Raw genomic sequence first — 18,010 nt, 5'->3', positions numbered from 1 at the left:
GAGGGGTCGATGACCAAGCTGCTGACCAAGGAAGATTTCACGCCGCATGTCGGAAAGGCGTTCCATTTCGACGGCTTCGAGCCGGCCCTGACCCTGGACCGGATCATCGACTATCCGATGCAGCCGCACCAGACCCGACAACCCTTCCTGCTGATCTTCCGGGGACCGAGGCAGCCGGTGATGGCGACCGAGATCCGCGACTGCAAGACCGAGACCGGCGAGGCCTTCTGGCTGCATGTGGGGGCGGTCCTGACGCCGCCGGGCGACTTCCAGGAATACCAGTCGTCGTTCAACTGACCGGCGGTCGCGCCCGTCGGCGCTGACAGCGGAACGCCCACTCCGGCCGGGCCGGAATGGGCGTTCTGTCGTTCTGCAAAGGACCCTTGATCAGTTCTGCGAGGGGAAGATGCCCTGCAGCGCGATGATGAAGTTCAGCACCGTGAAGGGCTGGCGGTTCTCGTGCGGCTGGCTGCCGCCGACCGTGGTCACCGAGTTGGCGGCCAGGGTCGTCGTCGCGCTGCCGCTGCCGTAGATGTTGACGTTCTGGGTGCCGCCGCCCTGCTTGGCGGCGACGCCGCCGGCGAGGGTCTTGGCGGAGCCCGGCGTCGTGTTCAGGGCCGTCGCCTGGGTCGTCGTGTTGCTGGCCCCCATCGCGTGATTGTGGGTCGGCATTTCCGACATGGTGACGGTGTGGAACTCCTGCCCGCCGACCTGGCCGAGCGTGAAGCCCGAGCCCTGGTGGACCGGCGTGCGACCCCGAAAGTCGGGCAGGGCGAAGGTGGTCTGACCATTGCCGCCGTAGGTCGTGCCCAGGAGCGAGAACAGCGCCTGGTTCTGGTTGATCGGCAGGAACTGGCCGTTGCAGAACGCCCAGCCCTTTGGCGGGTAGTTCCAGGAGATGATCTTGATCTCGGCCAGGAACGGTGTGGACATCGTTTTGGTCCTTCGAAAAGGTCAGCCGGCCTTGGCCGGAGAGGAGATGATGTGGCGGCTACGGCCGGGGCGGGAAGACGCCCTGCATGGCGATGATGAACAGCACGCAGAGGTAGGGCTGCATGTTGTTGTGCGGCAGGCTGCCGCCGGCGAGGGCCGTCGACTGGAAGTTCAGCATCACGTTCGGCGGGCTGGAGGTGTAGAAGGCCACGACCCCGGTATTGCCGCCGTCGTCATAGCTGCCCTTGGCCGGCAGCTGGCTGGCCGGATTGGCGCCGATCGCCGGGTCGGGGTTGGCGTCGTTGTTGCTGGCCTGCATGGCGTGGGTGTGGGCCGGGATTTCCGTCTGCAGCAGGGTGACATACTCGCTGCCCGACTGCTGGCCGAGGAAGTACTGGCTGCCGGTCGTGCTCTGGCCGGCGTGGATCGGCGAGGAGCCTTCCAGGTTGGGGAGGGCGAAGGTCGACTTGCCGTCGCCGCCATAGGTGGTGCCGAGCAAGGAGAAGAGGGCGGTGTTCTGCGAGATGGGCAGCAGCTGACCATTGCACTGCGCCCAACCTTTGGGGGCGAAGTTGCCGGCGAACATGCGAATCTCGGCGACGAAGGGATTGGACATCGGATGGGCTCCAACGATTTTGACGTCGGCGGCGAGCCCGACCGGGCTCGTCCGCGGCGCGAGATTAGTTCTGGCTCGGATAGACGCCGAACAGCGAGATGATGAAATTGACCGCCAGGTAGGGCTGCATGTTCTCATGCGGCTGGCTGCCGCCGACAATCTGGTTGCCGGCCTGGCTCAGCGTCGTCAGCGGCGCGTCGGTGCCGTAGATCACCGTCCCGGCGGGCCCGCCGTTGGGGACGCCCATCATGGCGCCGGTCGGCAGGGCGACCGGGTTCTGGTTGGTGGCCAGCATCGGGTGGGTGTGAACCGGAATCTGCTGGGTGGTCAGAGTGACCGACTCGACCCCGGCCATCTCGCCGATGACGTAGTTCTGGCTGAGGCCCGGCCCCTGGCCCTGGTGCACCGGCAGTCGGCCGGAGAGATTCGGCAGGGCGAAGGTCTCCTGGCCGTCACCGCCGTAGGTGGTGCCGATCAGGTTGAACAGGGTGTCGTTCTCGGAAATGGGAATGAGCTGGCCCTCGCAGAACATCCATCCCGATGGCGGGAAATTACCCGCGAACATGCGAATTTCACCAATATACGGCTGAGCCATGTTCAATGTCCCCTAGGCGCCGCGCCAAGACGTCGGCCGAACCGGTCGGGGGTTGCTGGAACACTGGAATCCCCGGGGCCCCCCACCGCAGATTTGCTAACCGTAGACCACGTTTTCGACAGCGGCAATAGGCCCCTTTCGCGCCCAGCGTGAGTTCGGGACCTCACACGTTTTTCAATACTCAGTTCGCGCTATCCCTTGCCGCGCAAAGGCCCGCGTCGGCTGGCCGACCTCCGCGACGCCGTTCGGGGCGAGATTGTCACCGTGGAGACACCGGCGTGAGAATTCTTTTCGCAAACCATCGTTCGCGGGTCCGAACGGGGTTTACAATTAACAGCCAACGAGATTCTACTGCTTCGCCGCGCGCGGAATCCCGATGTGACTCGGGAGCGTCAGCGCAAGGTCGCGGAGGTCGCGCGTGTCGCCAAAGGATATTCGCGCGGTCCGTGTATTGGGGTATGTATCGAAAATCATGGCCGCCGCGCCGACACCGACCAAAGGTCGGGCGACGAGGGGCTGACGCGGGGGCGGCGGCAGGCCGCGCCCACCTTGTAGATTAAGCCGGGCGCGTCCCGGGGGGAGAAATTCAGATGGCCGCTTCCACGCTCACGACCGGTGACGTCGCCGTAGTCGGTTTCAATACCGCACAGACGGATGGCAGCGGTGATCCCGCCACCACCAACGTCATCCAGTTCGTCCTGCTGGCGCCGATCGGCTCGGGCACGGTAATCTACTTCACCGACCGGACCTGGAACGGCTCGGCCTTCACCGCCGGCGGCGGCGACGGCACCTTCACCTACACGGCGGGCGCCGACCTCCCGGCCGGCACGGTGATCACCATCACCGCCGGTCAGCTGACGACCGCGGGCATCGACCTCGATGAGGCGGGCGACGCCCTCTATATCTTCCAGGGAACCGACGCCAACACGCCGACCACCTTCCTGTCGGCCATCGAGTTCGGCGACAACGGAACCTTTAACGGCAGCCTGGCGAACACCGGCCTGGTGGTCGGGACCAGCGCCCTGGCCATCGACGCCGACAGCGGCGCCTACGCCGGTCCGACCACGCATCAGCACAACGCCCTGGTCAATCCCGGCCAGAGCCTGCTGCAGGCGATCATGGACGCGGCCAACTGGACCACGGACAACCGCGACACCACCAACGCCGACGTGCAGATCCTGCCCGACGTGCTCCTGACCGCGCCCGACTTCCTGATTGTCGGCGCCACCAACGGCGGCAGCGGCGACGGTGTCGTCCTGATCAGCGGCGACGCCACCGTCAGCTCCGGCACGGCCGGCTTCAACCAGGTGCGGGTCTACAATTCCGACGGTGACGAAAGCGCCGGCTACCAGACCATGCATGTCCGGCCGCGCGACATCGTCATCGACACCGTCGCCGGCAAGTACTTCTTCCTCGACAGCGACCAGGCCGGCACCAACCGCATCTACCAGGGCAACCTCAGCGACCTGCTCGGCAACCCCGGCTCGACCAGCGTGCCGACCCTGACCATCCTCTACAGCGACGCCGCCTCGGGCAACGCCTCGCAGATCCTCAACCTGGTCATCGACGAGGATAACCACCAGGTCTTCTTCAGCCACGGCAGCACCATCCAGCGGGTCAACTACGACACCGCCGGCCAGACGCCGGTGACCCTGGTCAACCTCGGCTCCGGCAACCCGAACGGCAACGCCAACAACTTCGTCGACGACTTCACCATCAACTTCGCCACCGGCCACATCTACATCTCCAGCCACCGGGTGACGGCGGCCGCCGACGGCGACATCGTCTCGCGCAACTACATCTACGACGCCAGCGGCCTGACCTCCGGTTCGGCCGGCGCCCTGACCTACGGCGTCCTGCCCTTCAGCCCCGACGACGACGACGCCGGCGTCCTCACCACCCCCGGGGAAGCTTTCCCGCGCGAACTCGGCTCGCTCGAAGGGGTCGAAATCAGCCCCGACGGCACCATGCTGTACTTCGCCACGGCGACGCTGCTGGAAGACACCGACGGCGACGGCGGCACCGGCGGCGGCAGCGGCACCGCGCCCGTTGTCCGTCCGGGCGGCATCTACAGCTACGCCCTGACCGGCAACGCGGCCGGGACCTTCACCCAGATCTATGTCCAGACGCCGGGCGGCGGCGGCCCGCAGGGGCTGCTCGACGATTTCGAAATCGATTTCACCACCGGTCGCTGGTACGTCACCGACACCACCGGCGGCACCGGCGGCGCCGGCGACGAAGGCATCTGGAGCGGCCTGCTGACCGGCGGCGGCGTGGTCTTCTTCGAGAACGTCTCCAACACCAACGGCATGCAGCTCGACGGGTTCGATATCTATCGCGCCCCGACCCTGACCGTGACCTCCAGTGCGGCGACCTACACCGAAACCGCCGGCGCGAACTCGGGCTTCGACACGGCCGTGCAGGTGATCTCGTCCGCCGCGGCGAACGACCTCGACACCACTGGTCTTGCCGACAACCTGGCCGGCGCGGTGATCCGCATCAGCTCGGGCTTCCAGTCGGGCGCCAGCCACCAGGACCGCCTGACCATCGACGGCTCGGTCAGCGGCACCATCGCCGGCTCGGGCATCGCCTACAGCTACAGCGACTCCACCGGCATCATGACCCTGACCGGCGCCGCCACCTTCGCCGAATACCAGGCGGCGCTGGCTCTGGTCCGCTACGCGGTGTCGGGCGACAACCCGACCAACTACGGGGCCAACGGCACGCGCACGATCGCCTTCTCGGTCAGCGACGGCCTGATGGTCAGCGACGAGCAGGGCGTGTCGGTCACCGTCACCGGCGTCAACGACAACCCGGTCAACAGCGTCGGCGCGGGCGGTTCGGTGAACGAAGACGTCGGCAGCGTCGCCGTCACCGGCATCTCGGTGTCCGACGCCGACGCCAACCCGGCGACCCAGGACATCACGGTCACCCTGACGTCCGAATACGGCGTCCTGACCCTGCTGACCAACGTCTCCGGCGGCCTGACTGGCGGCGACATCTCCGGCAACGGCACCGCCTCGGTCACCATCACCGGCACCCAGAACGAGATCAACGCCACCCTGGCGGCGGTCAACGGCCTGGTGCTGGGCTCGATCCCGGCCAACCTGAACGGCGGCATCGACATCACCGTCGCGACCAACGACGGCGGCTTCGGCGGCACCGGCGGCGCCCTCAGCGACAGCGACGTGCGGACCATCACCGTCACGGCGCTGAACGACGCTCCGGTCGTGAGTGGCGACGGGACGGAAACGGCGGTCCAGGTCACCGAGGACACCAACAGCAACTCGCTGACCCAGACCTTCAGCAGCCTGCTGTCCGGACAGTACAGCGATGCGGCCGACAATCAGTCGGGCAACGGTGGGTCGAGCGCCGGCGCCTTCACGGGCGTGGCGGTCATCGCCAACGGCAGCGCCGCTGGCGTTGGTCAATGGCAGGCCTGGAACGGCGCCTCCTGGATCAACATCGGCACGGCCAGTGAAGCGGTCGCCCAGATGTTCAGCGTCAGCACGCCCATTCGCTTCTCGCCGTCCGCCAACTTCAACGGTCCGGCCCCCACCCTGACCGTGGTGCTGGTCGACAACTCCGGCTCGTCGATCACCTTCGGCGAGGACCGCGACGTCTCCACCCGCGGCGGCACGACCCCCTACAGCACCGGCACGGTGGTCATCAGTCAACCGAACATCATCGCGGTCAACGACGCGCCGACGGTCATCGGCGGCACGACCACGACCCTGACAGCGATCAGCGAAGACGCCGTCAATCCGGCCGGCGATACCGTCGCCAACCTGTTCGGCACCCACTTCTCCGACGCGGCCGACAACGTCGCCGGCGGAAGTTCGCCGAACACCTTCGCCGGCATCATGATCGGCATCAACAATGCCAACTCCGCGACCCAGGGCGTCTGGCAGGTGTTCACGGGCGGCAGCTGGATCAACCTGCCGACCCTCAGCCCGACCAACACCTACTTGGTCTCGTCGAGCGACTCCCTGCGCTTCGTCCCGAATGCCAACTATTCCGGTAACCCCGGCAGCATCGTCGTCCTGCTGATTGACAGCTCGGCCGGCCCGGTGGTCACCGGCACCCGCCTGGACTCCTCGCTGACCGGCTCGGGCGGCTCGACCGTCTATTCCAACTCGACGATGACCCTGAGCACCTCGGTCACCGCGGTGAACGATGCTCCGACCGTCAACGCTGACACCACCGCCACCTTCACCGAGGGCGCGGGTGCGATCGCCGTGACGCCGGCCTTCACGGTCACCGATGTCGACAGCGCCAACATGACCGGCGCGACGATCTCGATCTCCGACTTCGTGGCGGGTGATACGCTGATCTTCGTCGACCAGAACGGCATCACCGGCGTCTACAATTCCGGCACCGGGGTCCTGACCCTGTCGGGGAGCGCTACGGTCGCCAACTACCAGGCCGCCATCCGCTCAATCACCTACGACTTCACGGGTGACGCCAACGTCGGCGGCACCGACAACAGCCGCACCGTCAACATCACGGTGACCGACGGCACGACGCCGAGCAGCCAGACCGCCACGGTGATCACCATCGTCGACGGCGGCGGCGACGCCCAGGACGACGCCTTCTCGACCACGGAATCGGCGCCGATCGTCGCCGGCGACCTGCTGGCCGACAACGGCTCGGGCGCCGACAGCGGCGTCTCCGACATCACCGAGGTCAACGGCGCCGCCATCACCTACGGCGTGCAGTTCGCCCTGCCGAGCGGCGCCCTGCTGACCGTCTACGCCAACGGCACCTTCGACTACGATCCCAACGGCGCCTTCGACGACCTCGTCGACGCCTCGGCCGGGGCCGGCAACAGCGACGACACCGACACCTTCACCTACACGGTGGACGGCGGCGACGTGGCGACGGTGACCATCATCATCAACGGTGAGACCGACAGCGGCGACATCTACCTGGGCACCGGCGGTGGTGACACCATCACCGGCAACGGCATCGGCAACACCGTCAACGCCGGCGGCGGCAACGACACCGTCGATGGCCTCGGCGGCGGCGACGTCATCAACGGCGAAGCGGGCGACGACACCCTCAACGGTGGCGATCAGGCCGACAAGCTGAATGGCGGCGACGACAACGACCAGCTGAACGGCGATGAAGGCAACGACATCCTCAACGGCGGCGCCGGCGCGGACGATCTCGTCGGCGGCAACGGCAACGATACCCTGGATGGCGGCACGGGCGCCGACGACATGAACGGCGGCGCCGGCAACGACGTCTACTTCGTGGATGACGCCGGCGACACCATCACCGACAGCAGCGGCATCGACACCGTCAAGTCGCTGGGGACCTACGTGCTGGGCGCCGGCCTGGAACACCTGACCCTGCTGGGCTCGGGCGACTCCGACGGCACGGGCAACGCCTCGAACAACACCATCAACGGCAATGACGGGGTCAACATCCTGTCGGGCATGGACGGGGCCGACAAGCTCTACGGCTTCGGCGGCAAGGATTACCTCGACGGCGGCTCCGGCAACGACGTGCTCGACGGCGGCGACTCCAACGACCAGGTCCACGGCGGTCTCGGCAACGATACGGCCGCGGGCGGAGCCGGCAACGACTCGGTGTTCGGCGAGGACGGCAACGACCAGCTGGACGGCGGCGACGGCGCCGACAAGCTGTACGGCGGCGCCGGCCTCGACCAGCTGGTCGGTGGTATCGGCAACGACTACATGTACGGCGGCTCCGAGACCGACACCCTCACGGGTGGCGACGGCAACGACTACCTCGACGGGGAGGCCGGTCCGGACAAGATGTACGGCGGCCTCGGCAACGACGTCTATATCGTCAACGAATACAATGACGTCGTCAGCGAGAACGTGGGCGAGGGCTACGATGTCGTCCGCTCCTCCGCGGCCACCTACATCATGGGCGACAATATCGAAGCCCTGGAACTGACGGCGGGCGCCGGCGACATCTCCGGCACCGGCAACAGCGCCGCCAACGCCATCACCGGCAACGAGGGCGTCAACATCCTCGACGGCAAGGCCGGGGTCGATACCATCAACGGCGGCGCCGGCAACGACGTCATCTACGGTGGTCTCGGCAACGACCTGCTGACCGGCGGCAGCGGCTATGACGTCTTCGCGGTCCGCCAGGAAAGCGTTGGTCTGGTCACCCTGGAGACCGACCGGATCTTCGACTTCAGCGTCGCCGGCGGTGACCGGGTCGACCTGTCGGCCATCGACGCCAACGCCAACCTGGCCGGCAATCAGGCCTTCCACTTCGCCACGGTGCTCAGCACCTTCAGCGGCGTGGCCGGCGAAGCGACCCTGACCTACGACGCGACCACGGCCTCCACCTACCTGCGCCTCGACGTCAACGGGGACAAGAAGGCGGACTACTCGCTGCGTCTCGACGGCGACCACACGGGAACGAGCGGCAACGTCATCGCGCCCGGGACCTTCCTGGACGGCACGGGCGGCTGGATCCTCTGATCCACGCCCTCCGCGTCTGAACTTTAGCAGCCGGCTCTGGTCATCCAGGGCCGGCTGTTTCATGTCTGGGATTCCCCAAAGATCGCCTCTGGAGACATCGCATGGCCGGCAGCCAGGACTTCGCCCTCGACCCGCGCAACGCCGACGCCCGTGTCTGGCTGAATGGCCAGCTTGTCCGCAAGGAGGACGCCAAGGTCTCGATCTTCGACGCCGGCTTCGTGGTCGGCGACGGGGTGTGGGAGGGGCTGCGGCTGCACAGGGGCCGGCTGGTGTTCCTGGACACCCACCTCGACCGCCTGTTCGCCGGGGCGGCCGCCATCGGCCTCGAAATCGGCATGAGCCGGGACCAGGTGGTTGCGGCGCTGGATGACCTCCTCACCGCCAACGGCATGGAGGACGGCGTTCACCTGCGGCTGATGGTGACGCGGGGGCCGAAGTCGGCGGCCAACCAGGACCCGCGCAATGCCCTGGGCACGCCAACGGTGGTGATCCTGGCCGAGTGGAAGACGCCGAGCCCGTCCATCGTCACCCGCGGCCTGAAGCTGGCCACGGTGTCGATCCGCTGCAGCCCGGCCGAGATGTTCGACATGCGGCTGAACTCCCACAGCCGGCTCAACCTGATCATCGCCCTCAACGAGGCCATCGCGCTGGGCGCCGACGAGGGGATCATGCTCGATCCGCACGGCTTCGTGTCCAGCTGCAACGCCACCAACTTCTTCTGGGTCAGGGACGGCCAGGTGCGCACCTCGCGCGGCGACTACTGCTTCAACGGCGTGACCCGCGGCAACGTCATCCGCCTGTGCGAGCAGAACGGCATTCCGCTGGTGCTCGGCGACTTCCCGCCCGAGGACTGCCGCGCCGCCGACGAGGCCTTCGTCACCGGCACCTTCGGCGGCCTGACCCCGGTGCGGGAGATCGACGGTGTGACCTTGCCCTTGGCCTTGCCGGGCCCGATGACGACGAAACTGAGGGCCCTGTACGAAGCGCTCAAGGACGCGGAGGCGGTTCGATGAGGCTGATGCACGGCGCCACGCTCCCCTATGCTGGGAGGTCTATCGCATTTCGCAGAGAGCCATCGATTGTGAGTTCGCCTCTGGGCTCCCTTCTCCCCTCGCGGGAGAAGGTGGCGCCGAAGGCGTCGGATGAGGGGGCTCCCCGGCCATCGACCCAGCCAGTCGCCAACACCTCAGCGCGGCTGAACGACCTATCGACCCCTCATCCGGCCCTTCGGGCCACCTTCTCCCGCAAGGGGAGAAGGGACCTCTCACGGCGGCTGACCCGGTCTTGGACGTCGGTTGCCGCTTGCGATCGCCCTGCCCTTGAAGGCGAGAGAGGACTTCGATGACCCTGCGCATCGCCATGTGGTCGGGGCCGCGCAACATCTCCACGGCGATGATGCGGTCCTTCGAGAACCGCCCCGACACCGTCGTCGTCGACGAGCCCTTCTACGCCGCCTACCTGGCCGCCACCGGCCTGGACCATCCCATGCGCGAGGAGGTTCTGGCCTCGCAATCCACCGACTGGGCCACGGTGGCCGCCGCCATGGCCGGGGAGGCGGCGGCGCCGGTCTTCTACCAGAAGCACATGACCCACCACATGCTGCCCGGCGTCGACCTGTCCTGGACCGGGGCCTGCATCAACGCCTTCCTGATCCGCGACCCGGCCGCCGTGCTGGCCTCCTATGTGCGCAAGCGCGGCGAGGTGACCCTGGCCGACATCGGCGTCGAGCGGCAGGGCGAGCTGTTCGACCGCGAGTGCGACCGCCTGGGCCGCAGCCCCCCGGTCGTCGAGGGCGCCGACGTGCTGGCCGATCCGCGCGCCGTCCTGACCGCCCTCTGCGCCGGCCTGGGCATCCCGTTCAGCGACCACATGCTGACCTGGCCGGCCGGCCCCCGGGACAGCGACGGCGTCTGGGCGCCGGCCTGGTACGACGCCGTCGAGCGCTCGACCGGCTTTGGGCCGCCGGCCGCCGAGGCCGCGCCCGACCTGCCCGACAACCTGCGGCGCATCGCCGACCAGGCCAGACCTCTCTACGAGCGGCTGGCGGCGCACAAGCTTGTGGCCTGACGCCACGTCACAGCTTGGCGCCGGGACGGGGAGGGGCCAAGGTCCCGGGTAACCAACGATAACTTATCCAGGGAAGAGACCATGGAGCTGCTCAGCCAGACCGTCCAGGAGGCCCGTCCAGGTCCCGATACGCCGCTCGCCTGGCCGGTGCTGGACGGTATCGACCTGACCAACCCGATGAACTTCGCCCATGGCCAGCCCTGGGCCGACTTCGCCCGCATGCGGGCAGAGGCGCCGGTCATGTGGCATGCCGAACCGCGCGAGGGCCCCGGCTTCTGGGCCGTCACCCGCCATGCCGACATCATGACCGTCAACGGCGATCCGGAAACCTTCTCCAGCCAGCGCGGCGGCATCCTGATGGCGGTCGGCAAGCCCGAGCAGCGCCACGCCCTGCTGTTCCGCGCCTCGATGGACGCCATGATCAACATGGACCAGCCCTGGCACCTGCAGCTGCGCCGCGAGCATATGCCCTACTTCACCCCCGGCTACCTGCGCGAGCTGCAGGTCAAGGTGAAGGCCGAGATCACCCGCCTGCTGGACGCGATGGCCGGCCGGGGTGAGCTGGATTTTGTCGAGAACTTCTCCTCGCAGCTGCCGCTGTTCACCCTCTGCGAGATCCTTGGCGTGCCGCCGGAGGACCGGCCGAAGTTCCTCAAGTGGATGCACTATCTCGAGCTGGCCCAGAACATGGCCACCGAGCAGGCCAACCTGGCCGCCGGCCCGACTCTGGAGCTGATGCAGTTCATCCAGGACTTCAACACCAACGTCGAGGAGATGTTCGACTACGGCCGGCACATGCTGCACAAGCGCCGCCAGGACCCCCAGCCCGACCTGATGAGCGCCATCGCCCGCGCCCAGCTGGAGGGTGATTTCCTCTCCGACGAATACCTCGACGGCAGCTGGCTGCTGATCGTCTTCGCCGGCAACGACACCACCCGCAACACCCTGTCCGGCTCGGTGAAGCTGGTCACCGAACACCCGGACCAGCGCGCGATGTTGCTGGCCGACGACGGCCTGCTGCCCAATGCCGTCAACGAGTTCATCCGCATGGTCAGCCCGGTGATCTACATGCGCCGCACCGCCACCCGGGACGCCGAGGTCGCCGGCCAGCGCATCCTCGAGGGCCAGAAGGTCATCATGTACTACGGCTCGGGCAACCGCGACGCGGCCGTGTTCGACAACCCCGATGTCCTCGACGTGACCCGCGCCAATGCCGACAAGCACATCGCCTTCGGCTACGGCCCGCACGTCTGCATCGGCAAGCGCGTCGCCCAGCTGCAGCTGGAGGAAACTTGGCGCCAGCTGCTGGCCCGCTACCCCGACATCCGCTGGACCGGCGACATCGACATCGCCCCGAACAACTTCGTCCACGCCATCCGGCGGCTGGGCGTGGCCTTCAGCAGCTAAAAAGTTCAACAATTTCAAGTGCCGATGAATATGTCTAGACATATTCATCGGGTTTGAGCGGCTCCGGGCGCCGTTTTCCGGGGTTGGGCGGACGGCGTAGGTCCCTTGCCCCTCGGCGGGGCCCACAAAGCCCGCGCATCGGCCTACGTCGGGGCTACGCCGAAGCCTACGCGCCCCGCGCCGAAGCCACGCCAAAACCCACGCCGGCGGGCGTTTCCTCCGCACCTTGGCCGACGTCGCCATTTTTCGTGGGTCGGGGGCGGCGGTATAATGGCCTGCCGCTTCGATAGCCGCGCTTGCCTTCCGTGGGGTAGGGGAGGCTTCTATGCCGCCAAATCAATAGAGGGAGCCGTCCGTGGCCTACGAAACCATCCAGTACGTCGTCGAGGACGGCATCGCGACCCTGACCCTGCATCGGCCGGAGCGGATGAACGCCTTCACCGCCCAGATGATGCTGGAGATGATCGACTGCTTCGACCAGATCGACGCTGACGACGCGGTCAAGGCGGTGATCGTCACCGGCTCGGGCCGCGCCTTCTGCGCCGGGGCGGACCTGGGCACTGGCGGTTCGACCTTCGACTACGCCTCGCGCAACGAGGACGTCCGCGAGAGCGGCAAGGTCGACAACATCTATCGCGACGGCGGCGGCCGCCTGACCCTGCGCATCTACGACTGCAAGAAGCCGGTGATCGCCGCCGTCAACGGCGCCGCCGTCGGCATCGGCGTGACCATGCAGCTGGCCATGGACATCCGTCTGGCCTCGACCGAGGCCAAGTTCGGTTTCGTCTTCGCCCGCCGGGGCATCACCCCGGAAGCGGCCTCATCCTGGTTCCTGCCGCGCCTCGTTGGCATGCAGCAGGCCCTGGAGTGGTGCTACACCGGCCGCGTCTTCCCGGCCCAGGAGGCCAAGGACGGCGGCCTGGTGCGCTCGCTGCACGCGCCGGAAGACCTGCTGCCGGCCGCCCGCGCCCTGGCCCGCGAGATCGTCGACAACACCGCCCCGGTGTCCATCGCCCTGACCCGTCAGCTCCTGTGGCGCAATGTCGGGGCGGCGCATCCGATGGACGCCCACCGCGCCGACAGCCGGGCCATCCAGTTCCGCGGGGCCCAGGGCGACGCCAAGGAAGGGGTCACCTCCTTCCTCGAGAAGCGGGCCCCGAACTACCCGAACAAGGTGTCGAGCGATCTGCCCGACATCTGGCCCGATTGGGAAGAGCCCCAGTTCAAGTAGAGCATTCGTTTCAGGTTTCGCGGCCACTTTCCGTCGCGGAAGCGTGACTCGTCAAAGTAGCAGACCGGGCGCAATCTTTCTCCCGCTGAGACCACACAGAGTCTCACGGGAGAAAACGCCATGATGGATCGCGTGTTGAGCTGGTCGTTCGGCCTGGCGCTCGCCGGGTTGTTGCTGGCCATGAGTTTTCAGAAGTTTTTCGGACTGGATCCCAATCCGGTCTTCGGCCTGATCGCGGCCAAGTCGGGGATCGGCCTGTTCGAGCCCGGCCTGCGGTACGTCACCGCCGTGCTGGAACTGGTCGCGGCCGGCCTGGTGCTCTGGCCCGCCATGCGGCAGCGGGGGGCCATGCTCGGCCTGGCCGTCGCCCTCGGGGCCATCGTCTTCCACCTGTCGCCCTGGCTGGGCTGGCAGATTCCCAAGCCCGGCCCGCTGTCGCAGGCCCTGGCCCAGGGGATGACGGCGGCCCAGATCGACGCCCTGAACCTGCCGACCGACAAGGGGGCCATGTTCCTGCTGGCGGTGGCCATCGCGGCCTTGGCCGGGTTGAGCATCTTGATCGAGCGCCGCAACCTGTTCACCCAGACCCACCCGGCCTCCAAGCCGGAGCGGGCAAGTTTCGCCTGACAACCGGCTGAACCCCCTTCGAGGGCAAGGCGTTCGTCACCGGTAGTTAACGGCGAGGCGTTAGGCTGATCGCCGCAACCGGAGTCCTGATGAGCGAGCCCGCCCCCAAGCGCCCCGTGGAGGACGCCCCCGAACCGTCGGGGGCGACGCCCGTGGTCGCGCCCGTGGCCCGCTCCCGCGCCACCCTGCTCAAGCGTCTGGCCGATGTGGTTTGCCTGCCCGGCAGCCGGGTCAACGCCTTCGAGCGGGCGATGACCTCCGACCTGCTGATCGAGATGCTGCGCGAGGCCGCGCCCGAGGAACGGGCCAAGGTGGCCCGCCGCCTGGCCAACATCGCTGACGTGCCGCCGTCGCTGGCCCGCATGCTGCTGCGCGACACCATCCAGATCGCCGCCAACCTGCTGGAGCACAGCCAGCACCTGGGCGATGCCGACCTGATCGACTGCGCCCTCCACGCCGAACCCGAACACCGCCGCCTGATCGCCCTGCGCCGCGGGGTGGGCGAGGCGGTCGGCGACGCCCTGGTCCGCCGTTGCGAGCAGCCGGTGCTGGAAGCCCTGCTGCGCAACGACATGGCCCGGCTCAGCCACGGCGCGCTGGAGACCATCGTCGCCTGCACCCGCGACAATCCCCGGCTGATCGCCCTGTTGCTGCGGCGGCCGGAGCTGCGGCCCAGCCACGCCTACATCATGTTCTGGTGGGCCGACGCCGACTGCCGGCGGCTGATCCTGCAGCGGTTCGCGGTCTCGCGCGAAGTGTTGCAGGACGCGGTCGGCGACCTCTTCTCGCTGGCCGCCGAGGAAGGCTGGCAGGACCCTCTGACCCGCAAGGCCCTGCAGTTCATCGAGCGGCGCCAGCGCAATCGCGCCGCCATCGAGAAGAGTCCGTTCGGCAGCCTCGACGAAGCGATCGCCGCGGCGCAGAGCGGCATGACCCGCGAACTGGCCGAGGAGATCAGCTACCTCTCCGGCCTGAAGCCGATGACCGGCGCCAAGATCATGACCGACCCGGGCGGCGAGCCGATCGCCATCCTGTGCAAGGCGACCGGCCTGCCGAAGGGCGCCGTCAAAGCCCTTTGGCGCGGCCTGCGGCGGCCGGAAACCGACGGGGCCGGCAACATCACCCCGGCGCTCGAGCGCGTGCTGACCTGTTTCGACTCCCTGGCCGTCGATCGGGCCCAGACGGTGCTGCGTTACTGGAACTGGGCCCTCTCCTCGGCTCTGACGCCCAGCCTGATGAAGGCTATCCGCGACGGCGACGACGACGCCGTCGATGAATTCTCCGCCCCACAGCGGGCGGCCATGCTCGCCTTGGGGCGTGATTTCGCGCGTTGAACGCTGGAATCCGCAGGTTTTGGCTGTTCACTGACGACTATCCGCTCATCCGCAGCCTTTCGGTGAGCAACACTCTACTGTTGTTTCAAATATCGTCGTTGGGGTTGTCTTCATTGGCGACACGGCTTATGCAGCCAGCAGCCGGGCGAGACGTCCGGGCAAGAAACAGCTCAACACTTTCCAAATGGAACCCCCGGCCATGGAAGATAAATCCGCCATCATCGAGATGACGACCGACATCGTGTCCGCTTACGTCGGCAACAACTCCGTGTCGGCCAACGACATTCCGGCTCTGATCCAGTCGGTGCACAAGGCCCTCAGCGGCGTTGCCACCGGCGTCGAGACCGTCGAAGTCGCCCCCAAGGAGCCGGCGGTTCCGGTGAAGCGTTCGATCACCCCCGACTTCCTGATCTGCCTGGAAGACGGCCGCAAGTTCAAGTCGCTGAAGCGCCACCTGCGCACCAAGTACGACATGAGCCCGGAAGAATACCGGGCCAAGTGGGGCCTGGCCAAGGACTACCCCATGGTCGCGCCGAACTACGCCAAGGCCCGCTCGGACCTGGCCAAGCAGATGGGCCTCGGCCAGGGCGGCCGTCAGGCCAAGAAGCGCCGCTAGGAACTGACCGTCGATTCACCATCGACTCGGGAACGCCCGCCGGAGAGTCCGGCGGGCGTTTTCGTTGACTCTCAGGTTGCCTACGGAAACCACAGTTCTCTTTTTGATTGACTCAAAAACAGAATCTTCCCCGGTGCGGCGAAAAAACCCTTGCTCCCGATTCGTCGGTTAAGCGATAGTGAATCACAGGTGATTCAAAGGGTTGTTAAGGATTCTGTAGATGGTCGCGCAACTGGGCGCCTCGGCTCTTGCAGCCCGCGCTCACGAAGAGCTCCTGCGTTACTGGGCCTCTCAGCGCCGATCGGGCCGCCTGCCGGCCCGCGCCGACATCTGTCCGGAAGCTTTCAAGCGCCTGCTGCCGACCGTCAGCCTGATCGACGTCATCCGCCGGGATGACGGCACGATCGACTACCGCCAGCGCCTGGCCGGCACCGGCCTCTACTCGGTCTATGGCCGCGAGATCACCGGCATGAAGCTGACCGACCTCTACAACAGCGCCGCCGCCGACTACTGGCGCACCGAGCTGGACGCCGTGGTCGCCGACCGCAGGCCGCGCGTCGGCTCGCACAGCATGGCCTGGCGCGGCGCCTCCCACGTCTCGACCCTGTGGCTGCGCCTGCCGCTGGCCAGCGACGGCTGCGAGGTGGACATGATCCTCGGCTACGACGCGGTCATCGGCCTGAAGAGTGAGCGCGCGGTCTATTCCAGCGGCATCCGGGCCGCCTAGGTCAGTCGAAGTTCAAGCTAGTTCTGCACAGGCGAGCTTGCGACCGCTACTCTTGCTTCACGATAGATCCAATCCAGGATGGTCCCGAGACCGTTTGCTCGTGACGGCACCAGGTGATTTTCTAGATCCAGTCTTTTGAATGCAGCTTTCGCGTCGAAGGCTAAGACATCAGATGCGCTCTGTCCGTCGAATAGCCGCAACATAATTGACATGATGCCGCGGGTTATCATCCCTTCCGCATCGCCCCTAAGAACGAGCGAGCCATCGCTATCGTGGCTGGTGGCGAACCAAGCGGGCGTGGCGCAACCTGGAACACGATGCTCGGCCGCCAGAAACGCCTCGGGCAAAGGAGGCAACGCCTTGCCCATGTCGATGACATGCCCATATCGGTGCTCCCAGGCCTCCTTTTCGGTGAAGCCATCGCCCAAGCTCTCGAACTCTCCGGCCAGAGCTTCGAATTCATCGACAATTGGAGAAGTCATGCCGGGGCCTTAGCCCCCGATCAGGCGGCGGGCAAGCTCAGCCGTGCGGTCAGGCCCTCGCCGCTGGCGCTGATGATCTCCAGTCCGCCGCCCATGGCGCCGCTCAGCGCCTCGACGATCGGCAGGCCCAGGCCCGCGCCGTTGGCCTTGCGGGTCAGGGGACACTGGCCCTGCTCGAAGGGTTTCAGCAGGCGCGGGATGTCGGCCGGATCGACGCCGGGGCCGCTGTCGCGGATGACGATGTCGATCATGCCGGCGCGAGGGCTGGCCGAGACGGTGACCACGCCGCCGGCCGGCGACCAGGTCACCGCGTTCTGCAGCAGGTTGAACAGCATGGTCCGCAGGCCGCGGCCGTCGGCCATGACGCTGGGCAGGGCGGTATCGTCGCCGATGTCGATGCTGACGCCGGTCTCGCGCAGATCGACGCTGAGCTGCTCGAGGGTGTCTTCCAGCGCATGGTCCAGCGCCTCGGGCCCCAGGCCCATGTCGGCGGCATGGCCCTCCAGCCGGGCGATTTCCAGCACCTGGTTGACGATGGTCAGCAGCTTGTGGCCGCTGGCCAGGATGTGTTCGGCGTATTCCCGGTACTGCGGCGAGCCGAGCGGGCCGTAGAGTTCGCAGGCCAGAATCTCGGAGAAACCGATCACCGCGTTGAGCGGCGTGCGCAGTTCATGGCTGACCATGCGCAGGAAGGATTTCTTCTGCTCGTCGAAAATCGCCCGGCGTTCGGCGGCGGCCTGGTCCTGGAGAGGACCCGGCGGCTCGAAGGGGACGACAGTCTGGAACGCCGCGCGGGTCATTCTGGCCTTTCGCGCCGCGCTTCCGAGCGGCTTCCATGCGGTTGTGCCAGCCGCCGCTTACGAATCCGTTTCCTTGGCGGGCCTATCCACAAAGGCTCCCCCATTGAT

At 67.0% G+C, this 18,010-nt stretch carries 15 protein-coding genes; 10 read left to right on the top strand and 5 right to left on the bottom strand.

Annotation, left to right across the window (positions count from 1 at the left end):
• The first annotated feature begins 9 nt into the window (after positions 1–9).
• On the top strand, positions 10–297 hold the full coding sequence (locus tag O5I81_RS15920) for a hypothetical protein (RefSeq protein ID WP_271065842.1): 288 nt from the start codon (positions 10–12) through the stop codon (positions 295–297).
• Between the two features lie 90 nt (positions 298–387).
• On the opposite strand, the gene O5I81_RS15915 is transcribed toward O5I81_RS15920, so the two are convergent.
• The 3 genes from O5I81_RS15915 to O5I81_RS15905 form a co-directional block, all read right to left on the bottom strand.
• On the bottom strand, positions 388–933 hold the full coding sequence (locus O5I81_RS15915) for a tail fiber protein (RefSeq protein WP_271065841.1): 546 nt from the start codon (positions 931–933) through the stop codon (positions 388–390).
• Positions 934–991: 58 nt separating this feature from the next.
• On the bottom strand, positions 992–1,549 hold the full coding sequence (locus tag O5I81_RS15910; RefSeq protein ID WP_271065840.1) for a tail fiber protein: 558 nt from the start codon (positions 1,547–1,549) through the stop codon (positions 992–994).
• Positions 1,550–1,613: 64 nt separating this feature from the next.
• Positions 1,614–2,114, bottom strand: coding sequence for a tail fiber protein (locus O5I81_RS15905; RefSeq protein WP_271065839.1), 501 nt, complete (start codon positions 2,112–2,114; stop codon positions 1,614–1,616).
• A gap of 620 nt (positions 2,115–2,734) precedes the next feature.
• On the opposite strand from O5I81_RS15905, the gene O5I81_RS15900 reads away from it, so the two are divergent.
• The 9 genes from O5I81_RS15900 (at position 2,735) to O5I81_RS15860 (ending at position 16,620) form a co-directional block, all read left to right on the top strand.
• Positions 2,735–8,611, top strand: coding sequence for a hypothetical protein (locus O5I81_RS15900; protein WP_271065838.1), 5,877 nt, complete (start codon positions 2,735–2,737; stop codon positions 8,609–8,611).
• A 101-nt stretch (positions 8,612–8,712) separates the two neighbouring features.
• Positions 8,713–9,624: an aminotransferase class IV gene (locus tag O5I81_RS15895; protein WP_271065837.1), complete on the top strand. Its 912-nt coding sequence runs from the start codon at positions 8,713–8,715 to the stop codon at positions 9,622–9,624.
• 328 nt (positions 9,625–9,952) lie between these two features.
• On the top strand, positions 9,953–10,678 hold the full coding sequence (locus O5I81_RS15890) for a hypothetical protein (RefSeq protein ID WP_271065836.1): 726 nt from the start codon (positions 9,953–9,955) through the stop codon (positions 10,676–10,678).
• Positions 10,679–10,759: 81 nt separating this feature from the next.
• The gene (locus tag O5I81_RS15885) at positions 10,760–12,085 is read left to right on the top strand and encodes a cytochrome P450 (RefSeq protein WP_271065835.1); all 1,326 of its coding nucleotides are present in this window, start codon (positions 10,760–10,762) and stop codon (positions 12,083–12,085) included.
• A gap of 355 nt (positions 12,086–12,440) precedes the next feature.
• Complete coding sequence (locus O5I81_RS15880; protein WP_271065834.1) at positions 12,441–13,316, top strand: crotonase/enoyl-CoA hydratase family protein; 876 nt, start codon at positions 12,441–12,443, stop codon at positions 13,314–13,316.
• A 120-nt stretch (positions 13,317–13,436) separates the two neighbouring features.
• On the top strand, positions 13,437–13,943 hold the full coding sequence (locus tag O5I81_RS15875) for a hypothetical protein (RefSeq protein ID WP_271065833.1): 507 nt from the start codon (positions 13,437–13,439) through the stop codon (positions 13,941–13,943).
• A gap of 89 nt (positions 13,944–14,032) precedes the next feature.
• Positions 14,033–15,277 carry a DUF2336 domain-containing protein gene (locus O5I81_RS15870; protein WP_271065832.1) on the top strand — a complete coding sequence of 415 codons (1,245 nt, stop codon included), beginning with the start codon at positions 14,033–14,035 and terminating at the stop codon, positions 15,275–15,277.
• A 199-nt stretch (positions 15,278–15,476) separates the two neighbouring features.
• Positions 15,477–15,893, top strand: a complete 417-nt coding sequence (locus O5I81_RS15865) for a MucR family transcriptional regulator (protein WP_271065831.1) — start codon at positions 15,477–15,479, stop codon at positions 15,891–15,893.
• A 220-nt stretch (positions 15,894–16,113) separates the two neighbouring features.
• The gene (locus tag O5I81_RS15860; RefSeq protein ID WP_271065830.1) at positions 16,114–16,620 is read left to right on the top strand and encodes a PAS domain-containing protein; all 507 of its coding nucleotides are present in this window, start codon (positions 16,114–16,116) and stop codon (positions 16,618–16,620) included.
• Positions 16,621–16,637: 17 nt separating this feature from the next.
• On the opposite strand, the gene O5I81_RS15855 is transcribed toward O5I81_RS15860, so the two are convergent.
• Positions 16,638–17,102 carry a SufE family protein gene (locus O5I81_RS15855; protein ID WP_271065829.1) on the bottom strand — a complete coding sequence of 155 codons (465 nt, stop codon included), beginning with the start codon at positions 17,100–17,102 and terminating at the stop codon, positions 16,638–16,640.
• A gap of 20 nt (positions 17,103–17,122) precedes the next feature.
• Positions 17,123–17,902, bottom strand: a complete 780-nt coding sequence (locus O5I81_RS15850) for a HAMP domain-containing sensor histidine kinase (RefSeq protein ID WP_271065828.1) — start codon at positions 17,900–17,902, stop codon at positions 17,123–17,125.
• Positions 17,903–18,010 lie beyond the last annotated feature (108 nt).

The organism is Caulobacter sp. NIBR1757, from assembly GCF_027912495.1.
GTDB lineage: Bacteria > Pseudomonadota > Alphaproteobacteria > Caulobacterales > Caulobacteraceae > Caulobacter.
This window is presented reverse-complemented; position numbering and strand designations above follow the sequence as displayed.